Below are 18,371 nucleotides of genomic sequence, written 5' to 3' on the forward strand. Positions count from 1 at the left end.
ATCGAATGGGGGCGGATGGAGTCGATCCATTCCCGGGCGCCGACGGTCCGATCGGCGCCGCATTTGCCGTGCGGTACAGGTTCGCCGCACTGGCTTGTCGCGACGGCGCGCGGCCCTCGCCGCGTTGCCGCCGCACGCGGTTGCTCCGCGTTTTTGCTCCGCGCCGTCATCCTGCGCGGTCGTTCCGTACCTTCGTCCCGGTTTGCCGCTTCTTCCGCGTGCCTCGTTCATGGGCCTCGGTCACGCGCCGGGTCTCCGCGTCACGCGCCGTTACCGGCCTGACGCTTTCGTTGCGCGTTCCTTGCGACCGGCTTCATCGCGGCGCGCCGTCCTTGGCGTCGGCCGCGAGCCGGCGGCCCAGCGCGGCCAGATCGAGATCGCCGCGCGCGCCGATCAGCGCGTAGCCGAGCCCGGCGCGGCGCCACGTTACCACATGCATCGCGCCGATGCTGCGCGCCGTCACGCCGGCATCGCGCCGGGCCTCGCCGATCACGCAGAGCGCCACCGGCGCGCCGCGTCGCGGCAGATAGACGAACCGCGCGAGCGGCCTGCCGTGGAACTTCAGGCGCTGCACGGCGCGCAGCTGCAGGCCGGCGGCGGCCAGCTCGGGCAGGCGCGGATCGAGGCCGTCCCGCTCGCGGATCGTCGCGACCAGCCCGGCGGCGTCGGCCGCGGCGAGCCGCGTGCGGTGGGCCGTGTCGCGCGTGTGGAGCCGCTGGTAGCCGAGCGCCGCCTCGACCCACGGCGCGAGCCCGGCGTCCGGCCCCGCGCGCAGCAGCGGCCCGGCGCGGGCCGCCAGCAGCCATGGCAGCGATGCCGGCGACGGCGGGCGCGCGAACGTTCGCGCGCGCGGCCGGCCGGGCGGGTCGCGCGGCGGCGCGGCGTGCGAGGCGGCGGGCATGCCGGCGGCATGGCCGCCGGTGCCGCGGTCGTTTCCGCTTGCCGCGTCTCCGGCCTCGTCGGCTGCTTCGATCCTGTCGACACGGCCGGCACCGTCGCGCGCGGCCGCGCGCGGTTCGCGCCAGTCGCCGACCAGACGCCCGACGTCGCGGGCAAGCGCGGCCGGCAGCGGCGGCAGCGGCTGCGCGGCGAACGCGGCGCGATAGTCGAGCTGCGAGGCGCGCAGCAGCCGCACGATCCGCGCGGCCTCGGCCGAACCCGCCACCAGCGAGGCGACGCCGGCGAACTGCGCGGGCGGCAGCGTGCCGTCGGTGTAGGCGATCAGCAAGGTCTCGTCGATTCTCATGCGAGCGAATCTCCGGGCGTGGTCGTGGCGCGCGGGGCGGCGGGACGCGGCGCGAAGCGCGCGCCGATCGCCTGGCGGGCGCGCGAGAGCCGGCTCATGACGGTGCCGATCGGGATCTCGAGCACGTCGGCCGCTTCCTGGTAGCTGAGGCCCTCCACCGCCACCAGCAGCATCACCACGCGCTGCGCCTCGGGCAGCCGCTCGACGGCGGCGATCACCTGCTCGTGCATCAGCGCCGATTCCGGCGTGCGGCCCGACGGATCGGCAAGGTTCTCGATGAAGTCGTCGTCCCAGTCGAGGCTCGAACGCCGCCGCACGCCGCGCGCGCGCAATTCGTTGAGCCAGGTGGTGTGGACGATCGAGAACATCCAGCTGAGCGGCGCGGTGTCGGGCTGCAACTGGTGGGCGCGTTCGAGCGCGCGCAGGCAGGCGCGCTGCACCAGATCCTCGGCATCGTGCTGATCGCCGGCGAGCCGCAGTGCGAAGGCCCAGAGCCGCGGCAGCATCTCGGGAAGCAGGCGTGGCAAGTCTGCACCGGTCATCGACGTAACTCTCCCCTGGGGTCCGGTTGCTGCATCGCCGGTCGTCGGGCGACCGCGCACGCGTGCCGGGGGCGCGATCGCGGAAGCCTGGCGCCCGGGGCGCGATTCCGCCCGGCGTGCCGGCGCATGCGTGGCCGCGCGGCGGCGGACCGCCGGCGGGCAGGACTGCGGATGGCCGCGCGCGAGGCAGGCGGCCGCCACCGGCGGCGCCGGCGCGCGGCGCTCGCGCGGTTGTTCGAAACGGGTCTGGCGGCGCCCGGGGCGTGCGCCGGACTCACGCCGGCCGCGCCGTTCACGCGCGGCCGCGGCCGCGCGGATCGTGGCGGAAGGCGCATGCCTGCCGCGCTCGCGGCCCGGCTTCGGCACGCGAGGCGGGGCGCGATCGTGAACACGACGGACGGCACGACCGGCGGCACGACTCAGGGCGTGACGTCGATGCGGCCGTACACGCCGGTGGCGGGCGTCGGGCCGGCCGCGTAGAACAGCGTGTTGGCGGGCTGGTTCGCCGCGTTGTTGCCGAACGACATGCCCCAGATGCCGGCCTGCTTGAAGGTCGAGCCGTCCGGATTCGGCAGCGCGCCGACGAACTGGTTGGTGTTCGGGTCGAACACGTCCACGGTGCCGTCGCCGAAGTTGCCCACCAGCAGGTCGTTGCTGGCCGAGCCGAAGTTAGCCGGCGCCAGCACCATGCCCCACGGCGAGTTGAGCGTGCCGCCGGCGGCGATGCGCTTGACGAAGTTGCCGGCCATGTCGAACGCGTCCACCACGCCGTTGCCGGCACCGTTCACCTGGGTCTTGCCGTTGCCGCCGAGCAGCGCGTAGGACACGTAGAGCGTGTTGCCGATCGCGGCGATGCCGAACGGCGAGAAGCCGGCCGGCAGGTTCGGGTCGGTGAAGCTGCCGCCGGGCTGGACCTTGTTGAACGACTTGTCGAACACGTCGATTTTCCTGTTGTGAAAGTCGGTCGCGTAAAGGAGGTTCGCGCCGTTGTTCACGCCGATCGCGAGGCCCTTGTAGACGGCGCCGCCGGTGCCGTCGTCGTGCGCGTTGACGGCCTGCGTCGGCAGCACCTTCGGCGACCACGCGGCGATCGTGCCGGCGTCGGTGGCCCACAGGAACACGGCGTTGCTGGCCGCGCCGCCGTTCGCGCTGATCTGGAAGTCGGTGGTCTTGTTGAACACGATGCCGGTGGGGCCGGCGTTCTGGCCGGCCGCGTTCGGCGGGATCGTCACCACCAGCGACTGCACCAGGCCGTTGCCGTCATAGAGCGACGAGCGCTGCGTGTTGTTGTCCGACACCCACATCACGCCGGTCGGATTGAACGCGATGCCCCAGCCGTTCTTCAGGTTCGGGTCGAGGTTCGCGGCGGTGGCGCTGCCGTCGGACACCAGTGTGGTGGCCTTGAACTGCGTCTTCAGCGCGGGCGGCGGCGGGGCCGTCACGGTGGGGCTGCCGGGATTGTTGTCGTCGTCTCCGCCACCGCATGCGGTGAGCGTGAAGGCCGTGACGGCGGCCAGCGCGGCCAGGGCTGCAATGCGTTTCGTCTTCATGTTGGATTCCTGATCGATGTTGGGATTCGGGTCCGGCCGGCCTTGGGTTGGCCGGCGCGGATGCAGCGACGGCGCGCGCCGGGGTGGCCGCCGTGTCCCCCCCCGACAGCGGCGGCGCAGCGCGCGTTCGTCGAGTGCAGAACACGAGGCCGGGGCTTTTATTCCATCGGGATCGCGCACGGATCCGGTGGATGGAACCGGCGAGCGGGGCGATGGAATAGCGGGGCGGGTTCGGGTGTTCTGGGGGGGAGTGGTCGCACGGATACCGCCGTCGGCAGGACGGCGGGGCGTGCGTTCGCGCGATCCTTACTCCGGGGCTTTCGTCATGTTGAATTCGAACCTTTCGCGTCGCCTGCTTGCGGGTGTCTCGTTCGCTTTATCGGGCTTCTCCCGGTCGCGCCGCGTTGGCGTGGCCGGGCCGTCGGCGCGGTCGGTCGGGCACGACGGCGATCGGCCGACGATGCCGGTCGTCCGAACCGTTGCGTGCGCATCGTTCTGCAGCGCCGCGGGGCTTGCGCTGGGTGCCTGCGCGATGGCGCCCGGTGCGGCTCCCGTGGCGGCGCCCGGTGCCGCGATCGAGGCACCCGAGGGCGTGCGCGTCATGACGCTGAACGCGTCGGGCGTGCAGATCTACGCCTGCGAATTCGATGCGCAGCATCGCCTGCAATGGGTGTTCAAGCAGCCGCGCGCCGTGCTCTACGACGACAGCGGCCGTGAGGTGCTGCGCCATGGCGCCGGGCCGTCGTGGCAGGCCGGCGACGGCAGCCGCATCGTCGGGCAGGTGCGCGCGCAGCAGCCGAGCGCGACGCCGGGCAGCATCCCGCAACTGCTGCTGCTCACGCACGGCACCGATGCGGCGGGGCTGCTGGCCGGGGTGCGCTACGTGCAGCGCATCCATACCGTCGGCGGCACCGCGCCGGCCGCGCCGTGCGCGAGCGAGCATCAATCGGGCAGCGTGCCGTATCTCGCGCAATACGTGTTCTATCGTTGAGCGTCGCCGCGAGGCGTCCCGGCGGTTTTTCCGCGCCGCGTGCGCGGACCATGCTCACGCGGCCGGCTGCGTGCGGCATCGGGATGGCGTTGGCTGGAAGCGGTGTCGGGGCGGGTGGACGCGTGCGGGCGCGCCGCGATCCACCGGGCGGCATCGCACGGCCGGCGGCATTTCCGCTTGCCTCACGCGGCCGGTGGCGTGACAGGCTGGAATCGGGGGCGCGGCGCGCGAGCCGCCCGGCCTCGTGAATGCATGACGCCGCGTTCGGCTCTCGCGCGCCTCAGCGCCCGCCGGCGTCGCTGAGCGAGGGCGTGACCGTCGCGGCGGGACGGCGGTCGGTCCGCAGCAGCCCGTAGATCGCGCTGTCCGACACTTCGCCGCCCACCATCCAGCGCTCGCGCAGCAAGCCCTCGCGCACGAAGCCGAGCCGGTCGAGCAGGCGCGTCGACGCCTCGTTGCGCGGATCGACGTCGGCCTCGACACGGCGCAGGCCCACCGTGTCGAACGCATGGTCGAGCAGCGCCGACACGGCCTCGGTCATGTAGCCGTTGCCCCAATGGCGGCGCTGCAGCGAAAAGCCGAGCTGCGCGCGGCGGCACTGCGCGTCGTGATCGAACAGGCTGCAGTCGCCGAGCGGCTCGCCGCTCGCGAGCGCCTCCACCACGCAGACGAATTCCTCGCCGGACGCCGCGGCCTGCGCGAGCCGCGCCGTGCGGGCCCGCGCGTGCGCCGGCTCGATCATCGGCGGGAACGAGAAGTAGCGCATCGCGTCGGCGTCGGACCAGAGCGCGAAGCCGGCCTGCCAGTCGTCGTCGCGCATCGCGCGCAGACGCAGCCGGCGGGTGATGATCGTGATGGGTTCGAAGGCGGGCATGGCGGGCTCGGCGCGGCGCAAAGCGACGACATTACACCAGTGTGCCCGCGCCGCGCGAATCGCAATGGCCGGCGTCGCCAATCAGGCACCGGACCTCCCGCATCGCGCATGGCGCGGCAGGCGGGCAGCGCATCGGGCCTCGCGCGTCAGGCCCGCGAGCCGAAGTGGCGTTCGATCGAACTGGCCCAGTCGGCTGGCCGCGCGGACGGCAGCTGGTTGCGGTCGAAGTCGGGCGCCGCGAATACGCGCTCGGACGACACGGCCACGCGCAGGCCCTTGCCCTCGGTGTCGGCCGCCAGCGCCTGCCAGGGAATCGCGATCAGGCGATCGCCTTGGCCTTTCGCGCTCGTCACGAGCACATGCGTGATGCGCCCGCCGCCGAGGTCGAGCAGCAGGTCGCTGACGTGGCCCACGTCCACGTCGTCGTCGGCCCGCACGCTGGCGCCTTCGAGCGTATGCGCGGCGATCGGCAGCGCGCCGCTCGGATCGGTCTCGCGATAGCCGGCAAGCGGGCCGCTCCGCGAGCCGGCGGGTTTCGTATCGGGCGTTTTCATCGGGATACCTCCTTCGAGATGGCGGCGCGGGATGCGCGAAGCCGGACGTGGGACGCTGCTGCGGGATCGATCGAGCCGGCGGGTCGGGCGGGTGCCGCGCGGCGCCTGTCGATGCCGCCGCCGGAACCCGGGCCCGCCGGTTCCGGCGCGATGCCCCGCTCCCGACCACGCAAACGCCGTGCCATCGCGCGAGGCGCGGGCGAGCCGGCCGGCCGCGCGCGGGGGCCTCCTTTTTACAACGTCATGCAGCTTTTGCGCGGTTGTCGCCCGGGGCGGCGGCGGCCGGCAACCCGGGCGCGCGGCACGGCCGTTGCGCGATGCTCCGGTGACGGCCGGGCCGGTTCGTCGCGGCCCATTCTTCACGGAGGCAGCCTTGGCATGCAGCAAGGCGAAGGAACCGGGTACACACGAGTGCTGTATCAGGCGCTGGAACCGAGCTGGGCGGCGCGCGGATCTATCGGGCGGCGCTGTCCTGCGCGATCGATCAGGGCCTGCACGACCAATGGGAGCACGACTATCGGCAGACGCCGCATCACCAGGATGTGCTGCGTTTGGTGTTCCGCAGCCTCGGGCTCGACGAGCAGACGCAGACGGCGGGCCGCCGCGCGGTGATGGAAACCGGCAAGTCGCTCGTCAACGCGATCGAGCCGGCGAAGCAAAACGCGGCGCCGGCGGTCGCGCAGATCGTGGCCGCCGAGTGCGTGGTGCCGGCCGAAACGAAGGATCACCTGAACCGGGCGCTGACCGGCTGCGCGGCGGACCGGCTGTCCGGCGACGCCGCCCGGGTGCTCAAGGAGGCGCACGATGAGGTGGAGGCGGACAAGGATCATCACCTTTATCACACTCGCGGCTGGGCGCGCGAGATGTGGCTCCAGTCGATGGGCTTCGAGGCCGTGCTGCCTCCGCCCGAGGAGGGTCGCGACGTGGCGTCGGCGGCCGACGCGGCGAAGGCGGAGCGCGCGCCGCAAGATGATGTGAGGCCGGCGGCCGAAACGGGCCGCCGGCGTGGCGGTGGAGCGGGGCGCGGAGCGGACGGATGAGTTGGCTCGACGGCGCCGTCCGATGATGTGCCGGCGACGTTCCGGCGGCGATTCGAACGCGGCGCCTGCCCGCTCGCGGCGCACGTGGCATGCATGTTGCGTCGCCGGTGGCGCGGCGGCGGCGCGAACCTGCGCGTCGCGGCGTGCGAACCCGTCACGAGAGGAGGGCAGCGATGCCGGCGATGATCTGGAGAGGCGCGATCAGCTTCGGGCTGGTCCATGTGCCGGTGCGGCTCGTGCCGGCCACGCGTACCGTCAAGCCGTCGTTTCGCATGCTCGACCGGCGTTCGCTCGACCCGATCGGCTATCGGCGCGTGAACAAGCGCACCGGCCGCGAGGTGGCGCGCGAGGACATCGTGCGCGGCTACGAGTACGAGAAGGAGCGCTTCGTCGTGCTCGGCGACGACGAGATCCAGGCCGCCAATCCCGAGTCCACGCAGTCGGTGGACATCCTCACCTTCGTCGACACCTCGGCCGTGTCGTTTCTTTATCTCGACACGCCTTACTACCTGCTGCCCGAGCGCAACGGCGAGAAGGTCTACGCGCTGCTGCGCGATGCGCTGGCCGAGACGGGCCGGGTGGGCATCGCGCTGGTGGTGATGCGCGAGCGCCAGCATCTGGCCGCGCTGATCCCGGTGGGCGAGGTGCTGGCGCTCGATACGCTGCGCTGGCAGGACGAGCTGCGCGGGCTCGACGAACTGTCGGGCGGCAAGGGCGGCAAGCGCGGCGCCAGCGCGAGCGCGCAGGAGCGGCGGATGGCGCGCAAGCTGATCGAGGACATGTCGGGCGACTGGGCGCCCGACGAGTACCACGACACGTTTCGTGACGACATCCTCGCGCTGGTCGAGCGCAAGGTGAAGGCCGGCAAGACGAAGACCATCGAGACGCCGCACGCCGACGCGCCGGCGAAGACGTCGTCCAACGTGCTCGACCTGACCGAGCTGCTGAGGCGCAGCCTCGGTGGCGGCGGGCGGCGCGGCGCCGGCAAGGATGCCGGGGAGGAGGACGCGGGGCGGGTGAGGAACGGCAAGGCGGCCGGCAGGAAGACGGCGGCCGGAAAGCCCGCGGCGCGCGCGGCGGCGAAACCTGCGCGGGCGGCGAAGACCAGCGGCACGTCGAGCCGCTCGAAGCCTGCCGTGACATCCGCCGGGAAGCCAGCCGCAAAAACGGCTGCGAAGAAGAACGCGAAGAAGGACGCGAAGCCCGGCGCGAGCCGCAAGTCCGCCGGCCGCTCGACGAGCGCGGCACCCGCGTCGCGCAAGCGCGCCGCCTGACGCGCGGATGGCGACGACGATGGCCGACCCCCTTTCCGAATACCAGCGCAGGCGCCGCTTCGACGCGACGCCCGAGCCGGCCGGCGCGAAGCGGCGGCGTGGCGCGGCCGGGCCGCTGCATTTCGTGGTGCAGGAGCATCACGCGCGGCGCCTGCATTACGACTTCCGTCTCGAACTGGACGGCGTGCTGAAATCGTGGGCCGTGCCGAAAGGCCCGAGCCTCGATCCGGCCGACAAGCGGCTCGCCGTCCACGTCGAGGACCATCCGCTCGACTACGCGGGTTTCGAGGGCGAGATTCCGCCCGGCCACTACGGCGCGGGTAGCGTGCGGATCGACGACCACGGCGTCTGGCGGCCCGACGGCGGCGTGGCGGGCGCACGGCGCGGCTATCGCGACGGCAAGCTCACGTTCGAACTCGACGGCACGAAGCTGCGGGGGCGCTGGTCGCTGATCCGCACCGCGATGCCGGGAGCCGGGGGCAAGTCGTCGTGGCTGCTCGTGAAGGCGCGCGACGACGCGGCCGGCGACGTACCGGCGGACGAACCCGCCACGGGACGACGCATCCGGCACGGCAAGGCGGCGGCGAAGCGAGCCGCCACGAAACCGGCCGCCACGAAACCGGCCGCCACGAAACCGGCCGCCACGAAACCGGCCGCCACGAAACCGGCCGCCACGAAACCGGCCGCCACGAAACCGGCCGCCACGAAATCGACGGCAACGAAATCGACGGCAACGAAATCGCGCACCCGAAGCGATCTTCCCGGCGCGCGCCGCGCCGCGTTGCCGGACACGCTCGCGCCGCAGCTCGCGATGCTCGTCGCCGTGCCGCCCGAGGACGAGGGCTGGCGCTACGAGATGAAGTTCGACGGCTACCGCGTGCTGATCCGCATCGCCGGTCGCGGCAGGCGCCGTACGGTGCGCGTGCTGACGCGCGAGGGCCTCGACTGGAGCGCGAAGTTTGGCGCGCAGTGCGCGGCGTTCGCGGCGCTGCCGGTCGACAACGCCTGGCTCGACGCCGAGGCCGTCGTGCTCGACGCGCGCGGCGTCCCCGATTTTTCGGCGCTGCAGCAGGCGCTGTCCGACGGCAACGACGCGGCGATCGTCTGCTTCGTGTTCGACCTGCTGCATCTGGACGGCCGCGCGCTGCAGGCCGTGCCGCTCGAGGCGCGCCGCGAGCGGCTCGCCGCGCTGCTGGCGGATTCCGATTCCGGCTGCCTGCGGTTCTCGCCGACGCTCGACGGCCCGCCGGCGGCGCTGCTCGAGGCCGCCGCGCAAGCCGGACTCGAAGGCCTGATCGGCAAGCGCGCCGACGGCGCCTACCGCGCCGGACGCGGCAGCCAATGGATCAAGCTCAAATGCCGGCAGCGCCAGGAGTTCGTGATCGGCGGCTACAGCGCCCCGCGCGGCAGCCGCAGCCACTTCGGCGCGCTGCTGCTCGGCGTCCACGCGGCGCCGGACGGCGCGCGGCGGCATGGCCGCCACGGCGCGCGCGAGCCGCGCGCCCTGCAGTACGTCGGCCGTGTCGGCACCGGCTTCGACGCCAGGCAGCTCGCCGCGCTCGCGAAGCGGCTCGCGGCGCTCGAATGCGAACGCGCGCCGTTCGCCGTGCCGCCGCCTTCACGCGGCGACGCGGTACGCTGGGTCGAGCCGACGCTCGTCGCCGAATGCGAGTTCGCGGGCTGGACCGCCGACGGGCTGGTGCGGCAGGCGGCGTTCGTCGCGCTGCGCGACGACAAGCCGGCCGCGCGCATCGTCAGGGAAACCGCCGTGCCGACGGCAGGGCAAACCACGGGAACCAGGATGGCCACGACCGAACCCGTCACGGCCGGCAACGCCAGGCGCGGCCATCGCGCCGGGGCGAACGAGCCGACGAAGGCAACGAAGGCAACGAAGGCAACGAAGGCAACGAAGGCAACGAAAGCCGCGGACTCGACCGTGGCGGGCGTGCGCATCACGCATCCGGAGCGCATGGTCGATCCGGACGGCGGCTTTCGCAAGATCGACGTGGTGCGCTACTACGCGTCGGTCGCGCGCTGGCTGCTGCCGCAACTGAGCGGGCGGCCCGTGTCGCTGGTGCGCTACATGAAGGGCGTCGGCGGCGAATCGTTCTTCCAGAAGCACGCGGGCGAGCGCGGCATGGGCTTCGTCACGCGCCACCCGGGGCTCGATCCCGGCCACGACGCGCTGATGACGCTCGACGACACCGCCGCGCTGGTGGGCGCCGCGCAGTTCGACGCGCTCGAATTCCACACCTGGAACGCGACGGTGGACCGGATCGAGCGGCCCGAGCGCCTGGTGTTCGACCTCGATCCCGATCCGGCGCTGCCGTGGGAGCGGATGATCGAGGCGGCCGGCCTGGTGCGCGCGCTGCTCGACGCACTCGGGCTGCCCGCGTTCTGCAAGACCAGCGGCGGCAAGGGGCTGCACCTGGTGGTGCCGATCACGCGGCATACGGAATGGGACGACGCGAAGGCGTTCTCGCAGGCGGTGGCGCGGCATCTGGCCGGGCAGCTGCCGGACCGCTTCACCGCGAAGATGGGGCCGGAGAACCGCAAGGGCCTGATCTTCGTCGACTACCTGCGCAACGGGCGCGGTGCGAGCACGGTAGCCGCCTATTCGGCGCGCGCGCGGCCCGGGATGGGCGTATCGGTGCCGCTCACCTGGGAGGAGGTGGCCGCCACCACGGGCGGTGCGCAGTGGACGATCGCCAACCTGCCGGCGCGGCTCGACACGCAGCGGGCCGACCCGTGGGAGGATTACGATGCCGCGCGCACGCGCATCACGGCGGCGATGCGCCGGCGCCTCGGCAAGCTCTGACGCCTTGCGCCCGGCCGCCGGCCGGGCTCGATCGGCGTGCGCCGGCTTTGTACAATGACGGCGATCCGACCGCTCATGCGCCCCCGCGGCGCCCGCCCGCCATGTCCACACGCACCTCGGCCCCGCGCCTGCAGCCCCGCAAGACCCCAAGCCAGGCGCGCGCGGCCGAAACGGTGGCCGCGATCGTCGAGGCCGCCGCGCAGGTGCTGGAGATGGTCGGCATCGAGGGGTTCAACACCAACGCCGTGGCCGAGCGCGCGGGCGTCAGCATCGGCTCGCTCTACCAGTATTTCCCCGGCAAGGATGCCCTGACGGTCGCGCTGATGCAGCGCGAGATGCTGCGCTTCCAGCAGGATCTGGAGGCGGCGCTCGACGCGCCCGACGGCACCGCCGCGCTCGAACGCCTGATTGGCGCGGCCGCGCGCCAGCAGCTGGAGCGCCCGATGCTGGCGCGGCTGCTCGACGTGCAGGAGGGCAATCCGGCGCTGCGCGACGCGGTGCGATGCGCGTCGATGCCGGAGATCGTCGCGACGGTGATCCGCCGCGCGTTCCCGGCCTGCCCCGAGCCGGCGCTCGCCGCGGCCGATCTGTGCGCGATGATCCGCGGGCTGGTGGACGCGGCCGGCGAGCGCGGCGAACGCGACGTGGCTCATCTCGAACGGCGCGTTCGCGCGGCCGTGTTCGGCTATCTCACGCATCGGAGCGCCGGCTGAGGCGCTCGCGGCGGCCCGCCCGTGTTGGCGGAATGCGAGCCGTGAATGTGAGCAAGGCGAGCCGGCTCCGGCGCGCCGCACCGGGCCGCCGCGGCCTGCCGCGCGGCGTTCCCGGCGCCGCGCCGGGGCGCGGGCAATGCGAGTAGCCGGCCGCCGGCCCCGGCCCGTATTCTGATGGCGCTGGCGGTGATGACCATGGATCACCGCCGGTTCATCCGGAGCCCTTACGCCATCATGAAACTGAATCACCTGAGCTTTCCCTCGGCCGACACGGCCGCGACCGCCGCCTTCTTCGAACGCTATCTCGGCTTCACGGTCGCCGGTACCTGGGACCGGTCCTACATCCTCAAGCGCCCCGGCTTCGACGTGGTGATCGAGCACGTCGACGACGGCGCGCCGGCCTGGCCGCGATCGTTCCACGCCGGCTTCGAGATGCCCGACATCGACGCGGTGCGCGCGCTCTACGAACGCTTCGAAGGCGACGGCGTGGCGCTCGAAACCGGCATCTTCAACAACGGCCGCGGCTCGCGCTTCTTCTGCCGGGCGCCGGGCGGCGTGATGTTCGAGCTGAACACGCGCGCCGACGCGGCCCCCGAATACCGCGGCACGTTCGACTGAGCCCGCGACGCGCCGGTCCGGGGCCCGGATCGATGCGCGATCGTTTAGTCATCCTGCCGATTGAAACGAGACTTCCTTTTCATGGAGTAAGTCATGAGCACCCTGACCACCGCCCCGCTCGCGCCGCTGCTCGCGCGCCTGTTCGACGAAGCCGACGCCGCGGCGCCGGCCATGAGCCGCGCCGCCGCCGGGCTGCCCGACGGGGAACTGACGCGCCTGATGCGCAGCAAGACCGACTATCTCGACTTCTACGGCCGCATGAAGGATCTGCCGCTGCCGGTATCGCGGGACACCGGCACGCTGCTGTACCAGCTCGCGCGCGGCGGCGGCGCGCGCACCATCGTCGAGTTCGGCACCTCGTTCGGCATCTCGACGCTGCATCTGGCCGCCGCGCTGCGCGACAACGGCGGCGGCCGGCTGATCACGAGCGAGTTCGAGCCGTCGAAGATCGCGCGCGCCCGCCACAACCTGACGGTGGGCGGCCTGATCGATCTCGTCGAGATCCGCGAGGGCGACGCGCTGCAAACGCTCGCGGCCGGCCTGCCGGACCGTGTCGACCTGCTGCTGCTCGACGGCGCGAAGTCGCTCTATCCCGAGATCCTCGCGCTGATCGAGCCGCGGCTGCGGCCCGGCGCGTTCGTGGTGGCCGACAACGCCGAGCACAGCCCCGAGTATCTGGCACGCGTGCGCGCGCCCCGGCACGGCTATCTGTCGACGCCGTTCGGCGGCGACGTCGAGCTGTCGATGCGTCTGGGTTGACGTTTGGGGGCCGGCGCGCGTTGCCTTGCGTCGGCGCGCGCCGGCCGGGGCCGTGCCGTTGCGCGCGCGTCGTTACGCGCGCGTGGCCGGCGCGAAGCGGTCGAGATCGGCGCTGTCGTGGCGCTCGTGCTGCTGCTCCGAGGCGTCGCCGCGCACGCGGTTGACGTGGCGGCCGCGCTTGACGGCCGGCCGCGCGGCGATCTCGTCGGCCCAGCGCTGCACGTGCGTGTATGTGCCGACGTCGAGGAACTCGGCCGCGCCGTAGAGTTCGCCCTGCACGAGGCCGCCGTACCACGGCCAGATGGCGATGTCGGCGATCGTGTAGGCGTCGCCGGCGATGTAGCGCCGCGTGGCGAGCAGGCGGTCCAGCACGTCGAGCTGGCGCTTGGTCTCCATCGTGAAGCGGTCGATCGGATATTCGAGCTTCTCGGGCGCGTAGGCGTAGAAGTGCCCGAAGCCGCCGCCCACGTAGGGCGCCGAGCCCATCTGCCAGAACAGCCAGTTCAGCGTTTCCGCGCGCGCGGCCGGATCGGTCGGCACCAGCGCGCCGAACTTGTCGGCGAGGTAGAGCAGGATCGAGCCCGATTCGAACACGCGCACCGGCGCGGCGCCGCCGTGGTCGACCAGCGCCGGGATCTTCGAATTCGGATTGATGTCCACGAAGCCGCTGCCGAACTGGTCGCCGTCGCCGATGCGGATCAGCCAGGCGTCGTATTCGGCGCCCGCATGGCCGAGCGCGAGCAGTTCCTCGAGCATCACGCCGATCTTCACGCCGTTCGGCGTGGCCAGCGAATAGAGCTGCAGCGGATGCTTGCCGACCGGCAGCGCCTTCTCGTGGGTCGCGCCGGACACCGGGCGGTTGATGTTCGCGAAATGGCCGCCGGACGGCGCGCGCTGCGTCCAGACGGCCGGGGGGACGTAGACGGAATCCTGGCTCATGCAATGTTCTCCGAAAAGGGCATCGACAGCCCGCGTGCGGGGCCGCGGGGCGAAGGGGCGGGCGCGGCGCCTCGCTGAAGCACCGCGTCGAACCCGCTACTCTAGCCGCGTTTCGGCGTTCTTGCCGGAGCCGGACGCGGGCGGGCGGAACGCGGGCGGCGGGCGCCGGTTGCGGTCCGGGCGGCGGCGAGCGGCCGATACGGGGGCGACGAGGAAACCCGGAAGCAAACGTGGGTACGCGCGAGTGTCGGCGGCGGGCGTGCCGCTTGTCTCTTGCTCCTTGCCGCTTGCCGTTGTCGGGCGCCTCGGCGCTGCCGGCCTGCCGCTGCTTCGCCGCGCACGCCCCCGTCAACCCGCGCGCGATTTCGGCTTGGCAGCGACGCGGCCACGGAGCGATCATGGAGCCCTTGCCGCGCGGCGCCTCGGCGTTCGCTGCCGGCACCGGCTCCACCGCGCATCGCCGTGCCGTGCCTTGCCGTGACGAGGCCGCCGGCGCCGGCGCTTTCTTCCCACCCGATTTCGAGGGAGTCCAGCATGCATTCAGTCGTTTCCATTTCGCGCGCGGCCGCCGCCGCGCCGGCCGTCACCGTCCGCCGGAGGCTCGCATGAAGGCCGCCGTGTTCCGCGCCCCCGGCGGCCTCGAGCGCATCGAGATCCGTGACGTGGCCGACCCGGGACGGCCCGGCCCGGGCCAGCTCCGCGTCGCGCTGCACGCCACCTCGCTCAATTTCCATGACCTGATCGTCGCCAAGGGCGGCATGGGTACCGCCGACGGCCGCGTGCTGATGTCCGACGGCGCGGGCGTGGTCGAGGCGGTGGGCGAGGGCGTGACCGAATTCGCGCCGGGCGACCACGTGGTCTCGCTGTTCTTCCCGCACTGGGCCGACGGCGCGCCGTCCACGCCGGTCGGCGATTTCGCCGGCACGCCCGGCGACGGCATCGACGGCTTCGCGACCGAAGTGGTGGTGCGCGCGGCCGGCGCGTTCACGCACGCGCCGCGCGGCTGGCGCCATGCCGAGAGCGCGACCATCACCACCGCCGGGCTGACCGCCTGGCGCGCGCTGGTCGGCGACGCGGGCCTGAAGCCCGGCGACGTGGTGCTCACGCTTGGCACCGGCGGCGTCTCGATCGCGGCGCTGCAGATCGCCAAGGCGTCGGGCGCGACCGTGATCGTCACCTCGTCGTCGGACGAAAAGCTGAGCCGCGCCAGCGCGCTCGGCGCCGATCACACCGTCAACTACCGGCAGACGCCCGACTGGGGCCGCGTGGCGCGCGAGCTGACGGGCGGGCGCGGCGTCGATCACGTGATCGAGCTGGGCGGGCCGGGTACGCTCGCGCAGTCGATCGACGCGGTGCGCGTGGGCGGCCACATCTCGCTGATCGGCGTGCTGACCGGCATGCAGGGCGACGTGCCGACCGCCGCGCTGATGGGCAAGCAGGCGCGGCTGCAGGGGCTGATCGTCGGCAGCCGGCGCCAGCAGCAGGACTACGTGGCCGCGCTCGAGGCCACCGGCATCCGCCCCGTGATCGACCGCAGCTTCGGTTTCGGGGAATTGGCCGACGCGTTCCGCTGGCAGGAGCAGGGCGGCCACTTCGGCAAGATCGTGGTGGAGTGGTAAAGCGCAAGGCACGCGGGCCGCGCGCCCGATGTGAGAATGTGACGAGCTGACGATGTGAAAAGGCCGGCGCCGCGCGCCGGCCTTTCTTTCATCATGCGGGCGGGCCGCGGGCGAGAGCCGCGCGGCCCGCGCCGCTTACTTCGCGGTCGGCATCGCGAACTCGGCGCCCTTCTCGATGCTCTCGTTCCAGCGCTGCATGATCGACTTCTGGCGCGTGTAGAAGCGCACGCCTTCCTCGCCGTAGGCATGCATGTCGCCGAACAGGCTGCGCTTCCAGCCGCCGAAGCCGTGCCATGCCATCGGCACCGGGATCGGCACGTTGATGCCGACCATGCCCACCTCGATGCGGCGGCCGAACTCGCGCGCCACATGGCCGTCGCGCGTGTAGACGGCCACGCCGTTGCCGAACTCGTGCGCGTTGATCAGCTCGATCGCCTCGCCCAGGTCCTTCACGCGCACGCAGGCCAGCACCGGCCCGAAGATCTCTTCGCGATAGATGCGCATCTCCGGCGTGACGTGGTCGAACAGCGTGCCGCCCGTGAAGAAGCCGTGCTCGTGGCCCGCCACCCGGTGGCCGCGGCCGTCCACCACCAGCGTCGCCCCTTCCTCGACGCCGAGGCCGATGTAGCCCTCGATCTTCTCAAGCGCCTGGCGCGTGACCACCGGGCCCATTTCCGACTCGGCGTTCATGCCGTTGCCGATCTTCAGCTGGCGGGCGCGTTCGGCCAGGCGCGGCACCAGCTGGTCGGCCACCTCGCCCACCAGCACCGCCACCGAGATCGCCATGCAGCGCTCGCCGGCCGAGCCGTAGCCGGCGCCGATCAGGCCGTCCACGGCCGCGTCGAGATCGGCGTCGGGCATCACCACCATGTGGTTCTTGGCGCCGCCGAGCGCCTGCACGCGCTTGCCGTGCTTCGCGCCGGTCTCGTAGATGTAGTTCGCGATCGGCGTCGAGCCGACGAAGCTGACCGCCTTCACGTCGCGATGCGTGAGCAGCGCGTCCACCACGTCCTTGTCGCCCTGCACCACGTTGAACACGCCGTCCGGCAGCCCGGCCTGCTTGAGCAGGTCAGCCATGAACAGCGAGGCCGACGGATCGCGCTCGCTCGGCTTCAGGATGAAGCAGTTGCCGGCCGCGATCGCCACCGGGAACATCCAGCACGGCACCATGCACGGGAAGTTGAACGGCGTGATGCCGGCCACCACGCCGAGCGCCTGGCGCGTGGTCCAGTTGTCGATGCCGGTGGAGACCTGCTCGGTGTAGTCGCCCTTGAGCAGCTGCGGGATGCCGCACGCGAACTCGATCACGTCGATGCCGCGCGAGACCTCGCCCTGCGCGTCGCTGAACACCTTGCCGTGCTCGGCGGTGATGATCGCGGCCAGCGCGTCGCGGTGCTGGTTCATCAGTTCGAGGAAACGCAGCATCACGCGCGCGCGGCGGATCGGCGGCGTGTTGCTCCAGCCCGCGAAGGCGCGCCGCGCGCTTTCCACGGCCGCGTCCACGTCGCTCGCGTCGCCGAGGCGCAGCGTGCGCGCGACGTCGCCGGTGGCGGGGTTGTAGACGGGCTGCGAGCGCGTGCCGCGGCCGGCGGTGCGCTGGCCGCCGATGAAATGTTCGACGTCCGCGCGATCGGTGTACGAATCCATGTGCTCCTCCGGGATGTGGCCGATGCCAGTGTGGATGTCCGGCAGTGTAGGAGCCGCCCGGCGCGCTGGATATACACTGGCGATGAAATCATTGTTTAAATTTCTGAACGATCGAGCGATGCCAACCGACCATATCGAAAGCCTCTGGGTCCACCTGCACTGGCTCACCGTGCTGGCCGACCAGGGCAGCTTCACCGGCGCCGCGGGGCGGCTGGGCGTGAGCAAGGCGGCCGTCAGCCTGAAGATCGCCGAACTCGAGCGCGCGGCCGGCGTGCCGCTGGTGCAGCGCACCACGCGCAGCGTGCGGCTGACCGAGGCGGGCCTGCGGCTCGCCGACGAGACGCGCCCGCTCTACGACCGCATCTCGCAGAGCTTCACGGGCGTGCGCGACACCGGAGGCGACGTGCGCGGCAGCCTGCGCGTGACGGCGCCGGTGGCGCTTGCGCGCCAGCAGCTGGTGCCGCGGCTCGCCGAATTCCGGCGCCGTTATCCGGCGGTGCGGATCCAGCTCGACGTGTCCGACCGGCTCGCCTCGCTCGCCACCGAGGGCTTCGATCTGGCGATCCGCCACAGCGCCGCGGCGCCCGAGACGCACGTGGCCTGGAAGCTGTGCCGCACCCGCTCGGTGATCGTCGCGACGCCGGCCTACCTGGCCGCGCGCGGCGCGCCCGCGCATCCGGACCAGCTGGCCGGCCACGATTGCCTCTATTACCCGCGCAGCCACGATTCGGCGGCGTGGACCTTCGAGCGCACCGGCACGCGGCGCCAGCGCGCCGCGCGCGTGACGGTGCCGATCGCCGGCCCGCTCGGCGCGAACAACAGCGAGGTGCTGCGCGACGCGGCGCTCGACGGGCTCGGCATCGCGCTGCTGCCCGACTTCACGGCGGTGGCCGCGCTGCGCGCCGGCACGCTGGTGCGCGTGCTGCCCGAGTGGCGCCCGGTGGGCGTGTTCGCCGAGCAGCTGCTGGCGGTGCGGCCCTACGCGACGCACGTGCCGCGCGTGGTGCGGGCGTTCGTCGCCTATCTGCGCGAGGCGTTCGCGGGCGGCTTCGACGAGGGTGGGGACGGGCGCTGAAGGGGCGGCCGGGCGGTGACGGGGCGCCACGGGCCATCGCGAGCCGCGACGACCATCATGGGCGTCACGGCGCGGGGGACGCACGGCGCCGGCGATTCATCCGGTCCGGCTG

At 72.5% G+C, this 18,371-nt stretch carries 16 protein-coding genes and 1 pseudogene; 9 read left to right on the top strand and 8 right to left on the bottom strand.

The genetic code is table 11. From position 1 onward, the window contains the following. Positions 1 to 313 precede the first annotated feature (313 nt). The 4 genes from bpln_RS05580 to bpln_RS37285 all read right to left on the bottom strand — a co-directional run bounded on the left by bpln_RS05580 (position 314) and on the right by bpln_RS37285 (position 3,941). A complete protein-coding gene (locus tag bpln_RS05580) occupies positions 314 to 1,246 on the bottom strand; it encodes a hypothetical protein (protein ID WP_055138282.1) in 933 nt (310 codons plus the stop codon). Next, positions 1,243 to 1,788, bottom strand: a complete 546-nt coding sequence (locus bpln_RS05585) for an RNA polymerase sigma factor (protein WP_042624348.1) — start codon at positions 1,786 to 1,788, stop codon at positions 1,243 to 1,245. Before bpln_RS05585 ends, bpln_RS05580 begins: the two co-directional genes overlap by 4 nt. A 419-nt stretch (positions 1,789 to 2,207) precedes the next feature. Beyond that, positions 2,208 to 3,338 carry a TIGR03118 family protein gene (locus bpln_RS05595; protein ID WP_055138283.1) on the bottom strand — a complete coding sequence of 377 codons (1,131 nt, stop codon included), beginning with the start codon at positions 3,336 to 3,338 and terminating at the stop codon, positions 2,208 to 2,210. 306 nt (positions 3,339 to 3,644) lie between these two features. Further along, a complete protein-coding gene (locus tag bpln_RS37285) occupies positions 3,645 to 3,941 on the bottom strand; it encodes a hypothetical protein (RefSeq protein WP_171907441.1) in 297 nt (98 codons plus the stop codon). On the opposite strand from bpln_RS37285, the gene bpln_RS05600 reads away from it, so the two are divergent. Continuing rightward, positions 3,871 to 4,329: a DUF3455 domain-containing protein gene (locus tag bpln_RS05600; RefSeq protein ID WP_042626464.1), complete on the top strand. Its 459-nt coding sequence runs from the start codon at positions 3,871 to 3,873 to the stop codon at positions 4,327 to 4,329. The two genes, bpln_RS37285 and bpln_RS05600, sit on opposite strands and share 71 nt — an antisense overlap. Positions 4,330 to 4,609: 280 nt before the next feature. Here the strand turns inward: bpln_RS05600 and bpln_RS05605 are convergent, their stop codons facing one another. After that, the gene (locus bpln_RS05605) at positions 4,610 to 5,203 is read right to left on the bottom strand and encodes a GNAT family N-acetyltransferase (RefSeq protein ID WP_055139452.1); all 594 of its coding nucleotides are present in this window, start codon (positions 5,201 to 5,203) and stop codon (positions 4,610 to 4,612) included. Between the two features lie 146 nt (positions 5,204 to 5,349). Next, entirely contained in the window at positions 5,350 to 5,757 is a 408-nt protein-coding gene (locus tag bpln_RS05610; protein WP_042624351.1) for a PRC-barrel domain-containing protein, read from the bottom strand. Between the two features lie 373 nt (positions 5,758 to 6,130). On the opposite strand from bpln_RS05610, the pseudogene bpln_RS38240 reads away from it, so the two are divergent. The 6 genes and pseudogenes from bpln_RS38240 (at position 6,131) to bpln_RS05640 (ending at position 12,979) form a co-directional block, all read left to right on the top strand. Next, positions 6,131 to 6,797 (top strand): annotated as a pseudogene (locus bpln_RS38240) (hypothetical protein). Positions 6,798 to 6,970: 173 nt separating this feature from the next. Then, positions 6,971 to 8,071 (top strand): non-homologous end joining protein Ku, encoded by a 1,101-nt coding sequence (ku, locus tag bpln_RS05620; RefSeq protein WP_055138284.1) that lies wholly within the window; start codon positions 6,971 to 6,973, stop codon positions 8,069 to 8,071. 19 nt (positions 8,072 to 8,090) lie between these two features. After that, entirely contained in the window at positions 8,091 to 10,889 is a 2,799-nt protein-coding gene (gene ligD / locus bpln_RS05625; protein ID WP_055139453.1) for a DNA ligase D, read from the top strand. 101 nt (positions 10,890 to 10,990) lie between these two features. Beyond that, positions 10,991 to 11,602 carry a TetR/AcrR family transcriptional regulator gene (locus tag bpln_RS05630; protein WP_042624354.1) on the top strand — a complete coding sequence of 204 codons (612 nt, stop codon included), beginning with the start codon at positions 10,991 to 10,993 and terminating at the stop codon, positions 11,600 to 11,602. A 234-nt stretch (positions 11,603 to 11,836) separates the two neighbouring features. Further along, entirely contained in the window at positions 11,837 to 12,220 is a 384-nt protein-coding gene (locus bpln_RS05635) for a VOC family protein (protein WP_042626466.1), read from the top strand. A 93-nt stretch (positions 12,221 to 12,313) separates the two neighbouring features. Then, on the top strand, positions 12,314 to 12,979 hold the full coding sequence (locus bpln_RS05640; RefSeq protein ID WP_042624355.1) for an O-methyltransferase: 666 nt from the start codon (positions 12,314 to 12,316) through the stop codon (positions 12,977 to 12,979). A 72-nt stretch (positions 12,980 to 13,051) separates the two neighbouring features. Here the strand turns inward: bpln_RS05640 and yghU are convergent, their stop codons facing one another. Continuing rightward, on the bottom strand, positions 13,052 to 13,918 hold the full coding sequence (gene yghU / locus bpln_RS05645) for a glutathione-dependent disulfide-bond oxidoreductase (protein ID WP_042624356.1): 867 nt from the start codon (positions 13,916 to 13,918) through the stop codon (positions 13,052 to 13,054). A gap of 605 nt (positions 13,919 to 14,523) precedes the next feature. Here yghU and bpln_RS05650 point away from each other — a divergent pair. After that, on the top strand, positions 14,524 to 15,537 hold the full coding sequence (locus bpln_RS05650; protein WP_055139454.1) for a zinc-dependent alcohol dehydrogenase family protein: 1,014 nt from the start codon (positions 14,524 to 14,526) through the stop codon (positions 15,535 to 15,537). 135 nt (positions 15,538 to 15,672) lie between these two features. On the opposite strand, the gene bpln_RS05655 is transcribed toward bpln_RS05650, so the two are convergent. Next, the gene (locus tag bpln_RS05655; protein WP_055138285.1) at positions 15,673 to 17,184 is read right to left on the bottom strand and encodes a CoA-acylating methylmalonate-semialdehyde dehydrogenase; all 1,512 of its coding nucleotides are present in this window, start codon (positions 17,182 to 17,184) and stop codon (positions 15,673 to 15,675) included. Positions 17,185 to 17,302: 118 nt separating this feature from the next. Here bpln_RS05655 and bpln_RS05660 point away from each other — a divergent pair, with 118 nt between their 5' ends. Next, positions 17,303 to 18,259: a LysR family transcriptional regulator gene (locus bpln_RS05660; protein WP_055138286.1), complete on the top strand. Its 957-nt coding sequence runs from the start codon at positions 17,303 to 17,305 to the stop codon at positions 18,257 to 18,259. Positions 18,260 to 18,371 lie beyond the last annotated feature (112 nt).

The sequence above is a fragment of the Burkholderia plantarii genome (assembly GCF_001411805.1).
GTDB classification, from domain to species: domain Bacteria; phylum Pseudomonadota; class Gammaproteobacteria; order Burkholderiales; family Burkholderiaceae; genus Burkholderia; species Burkholderia plantarii.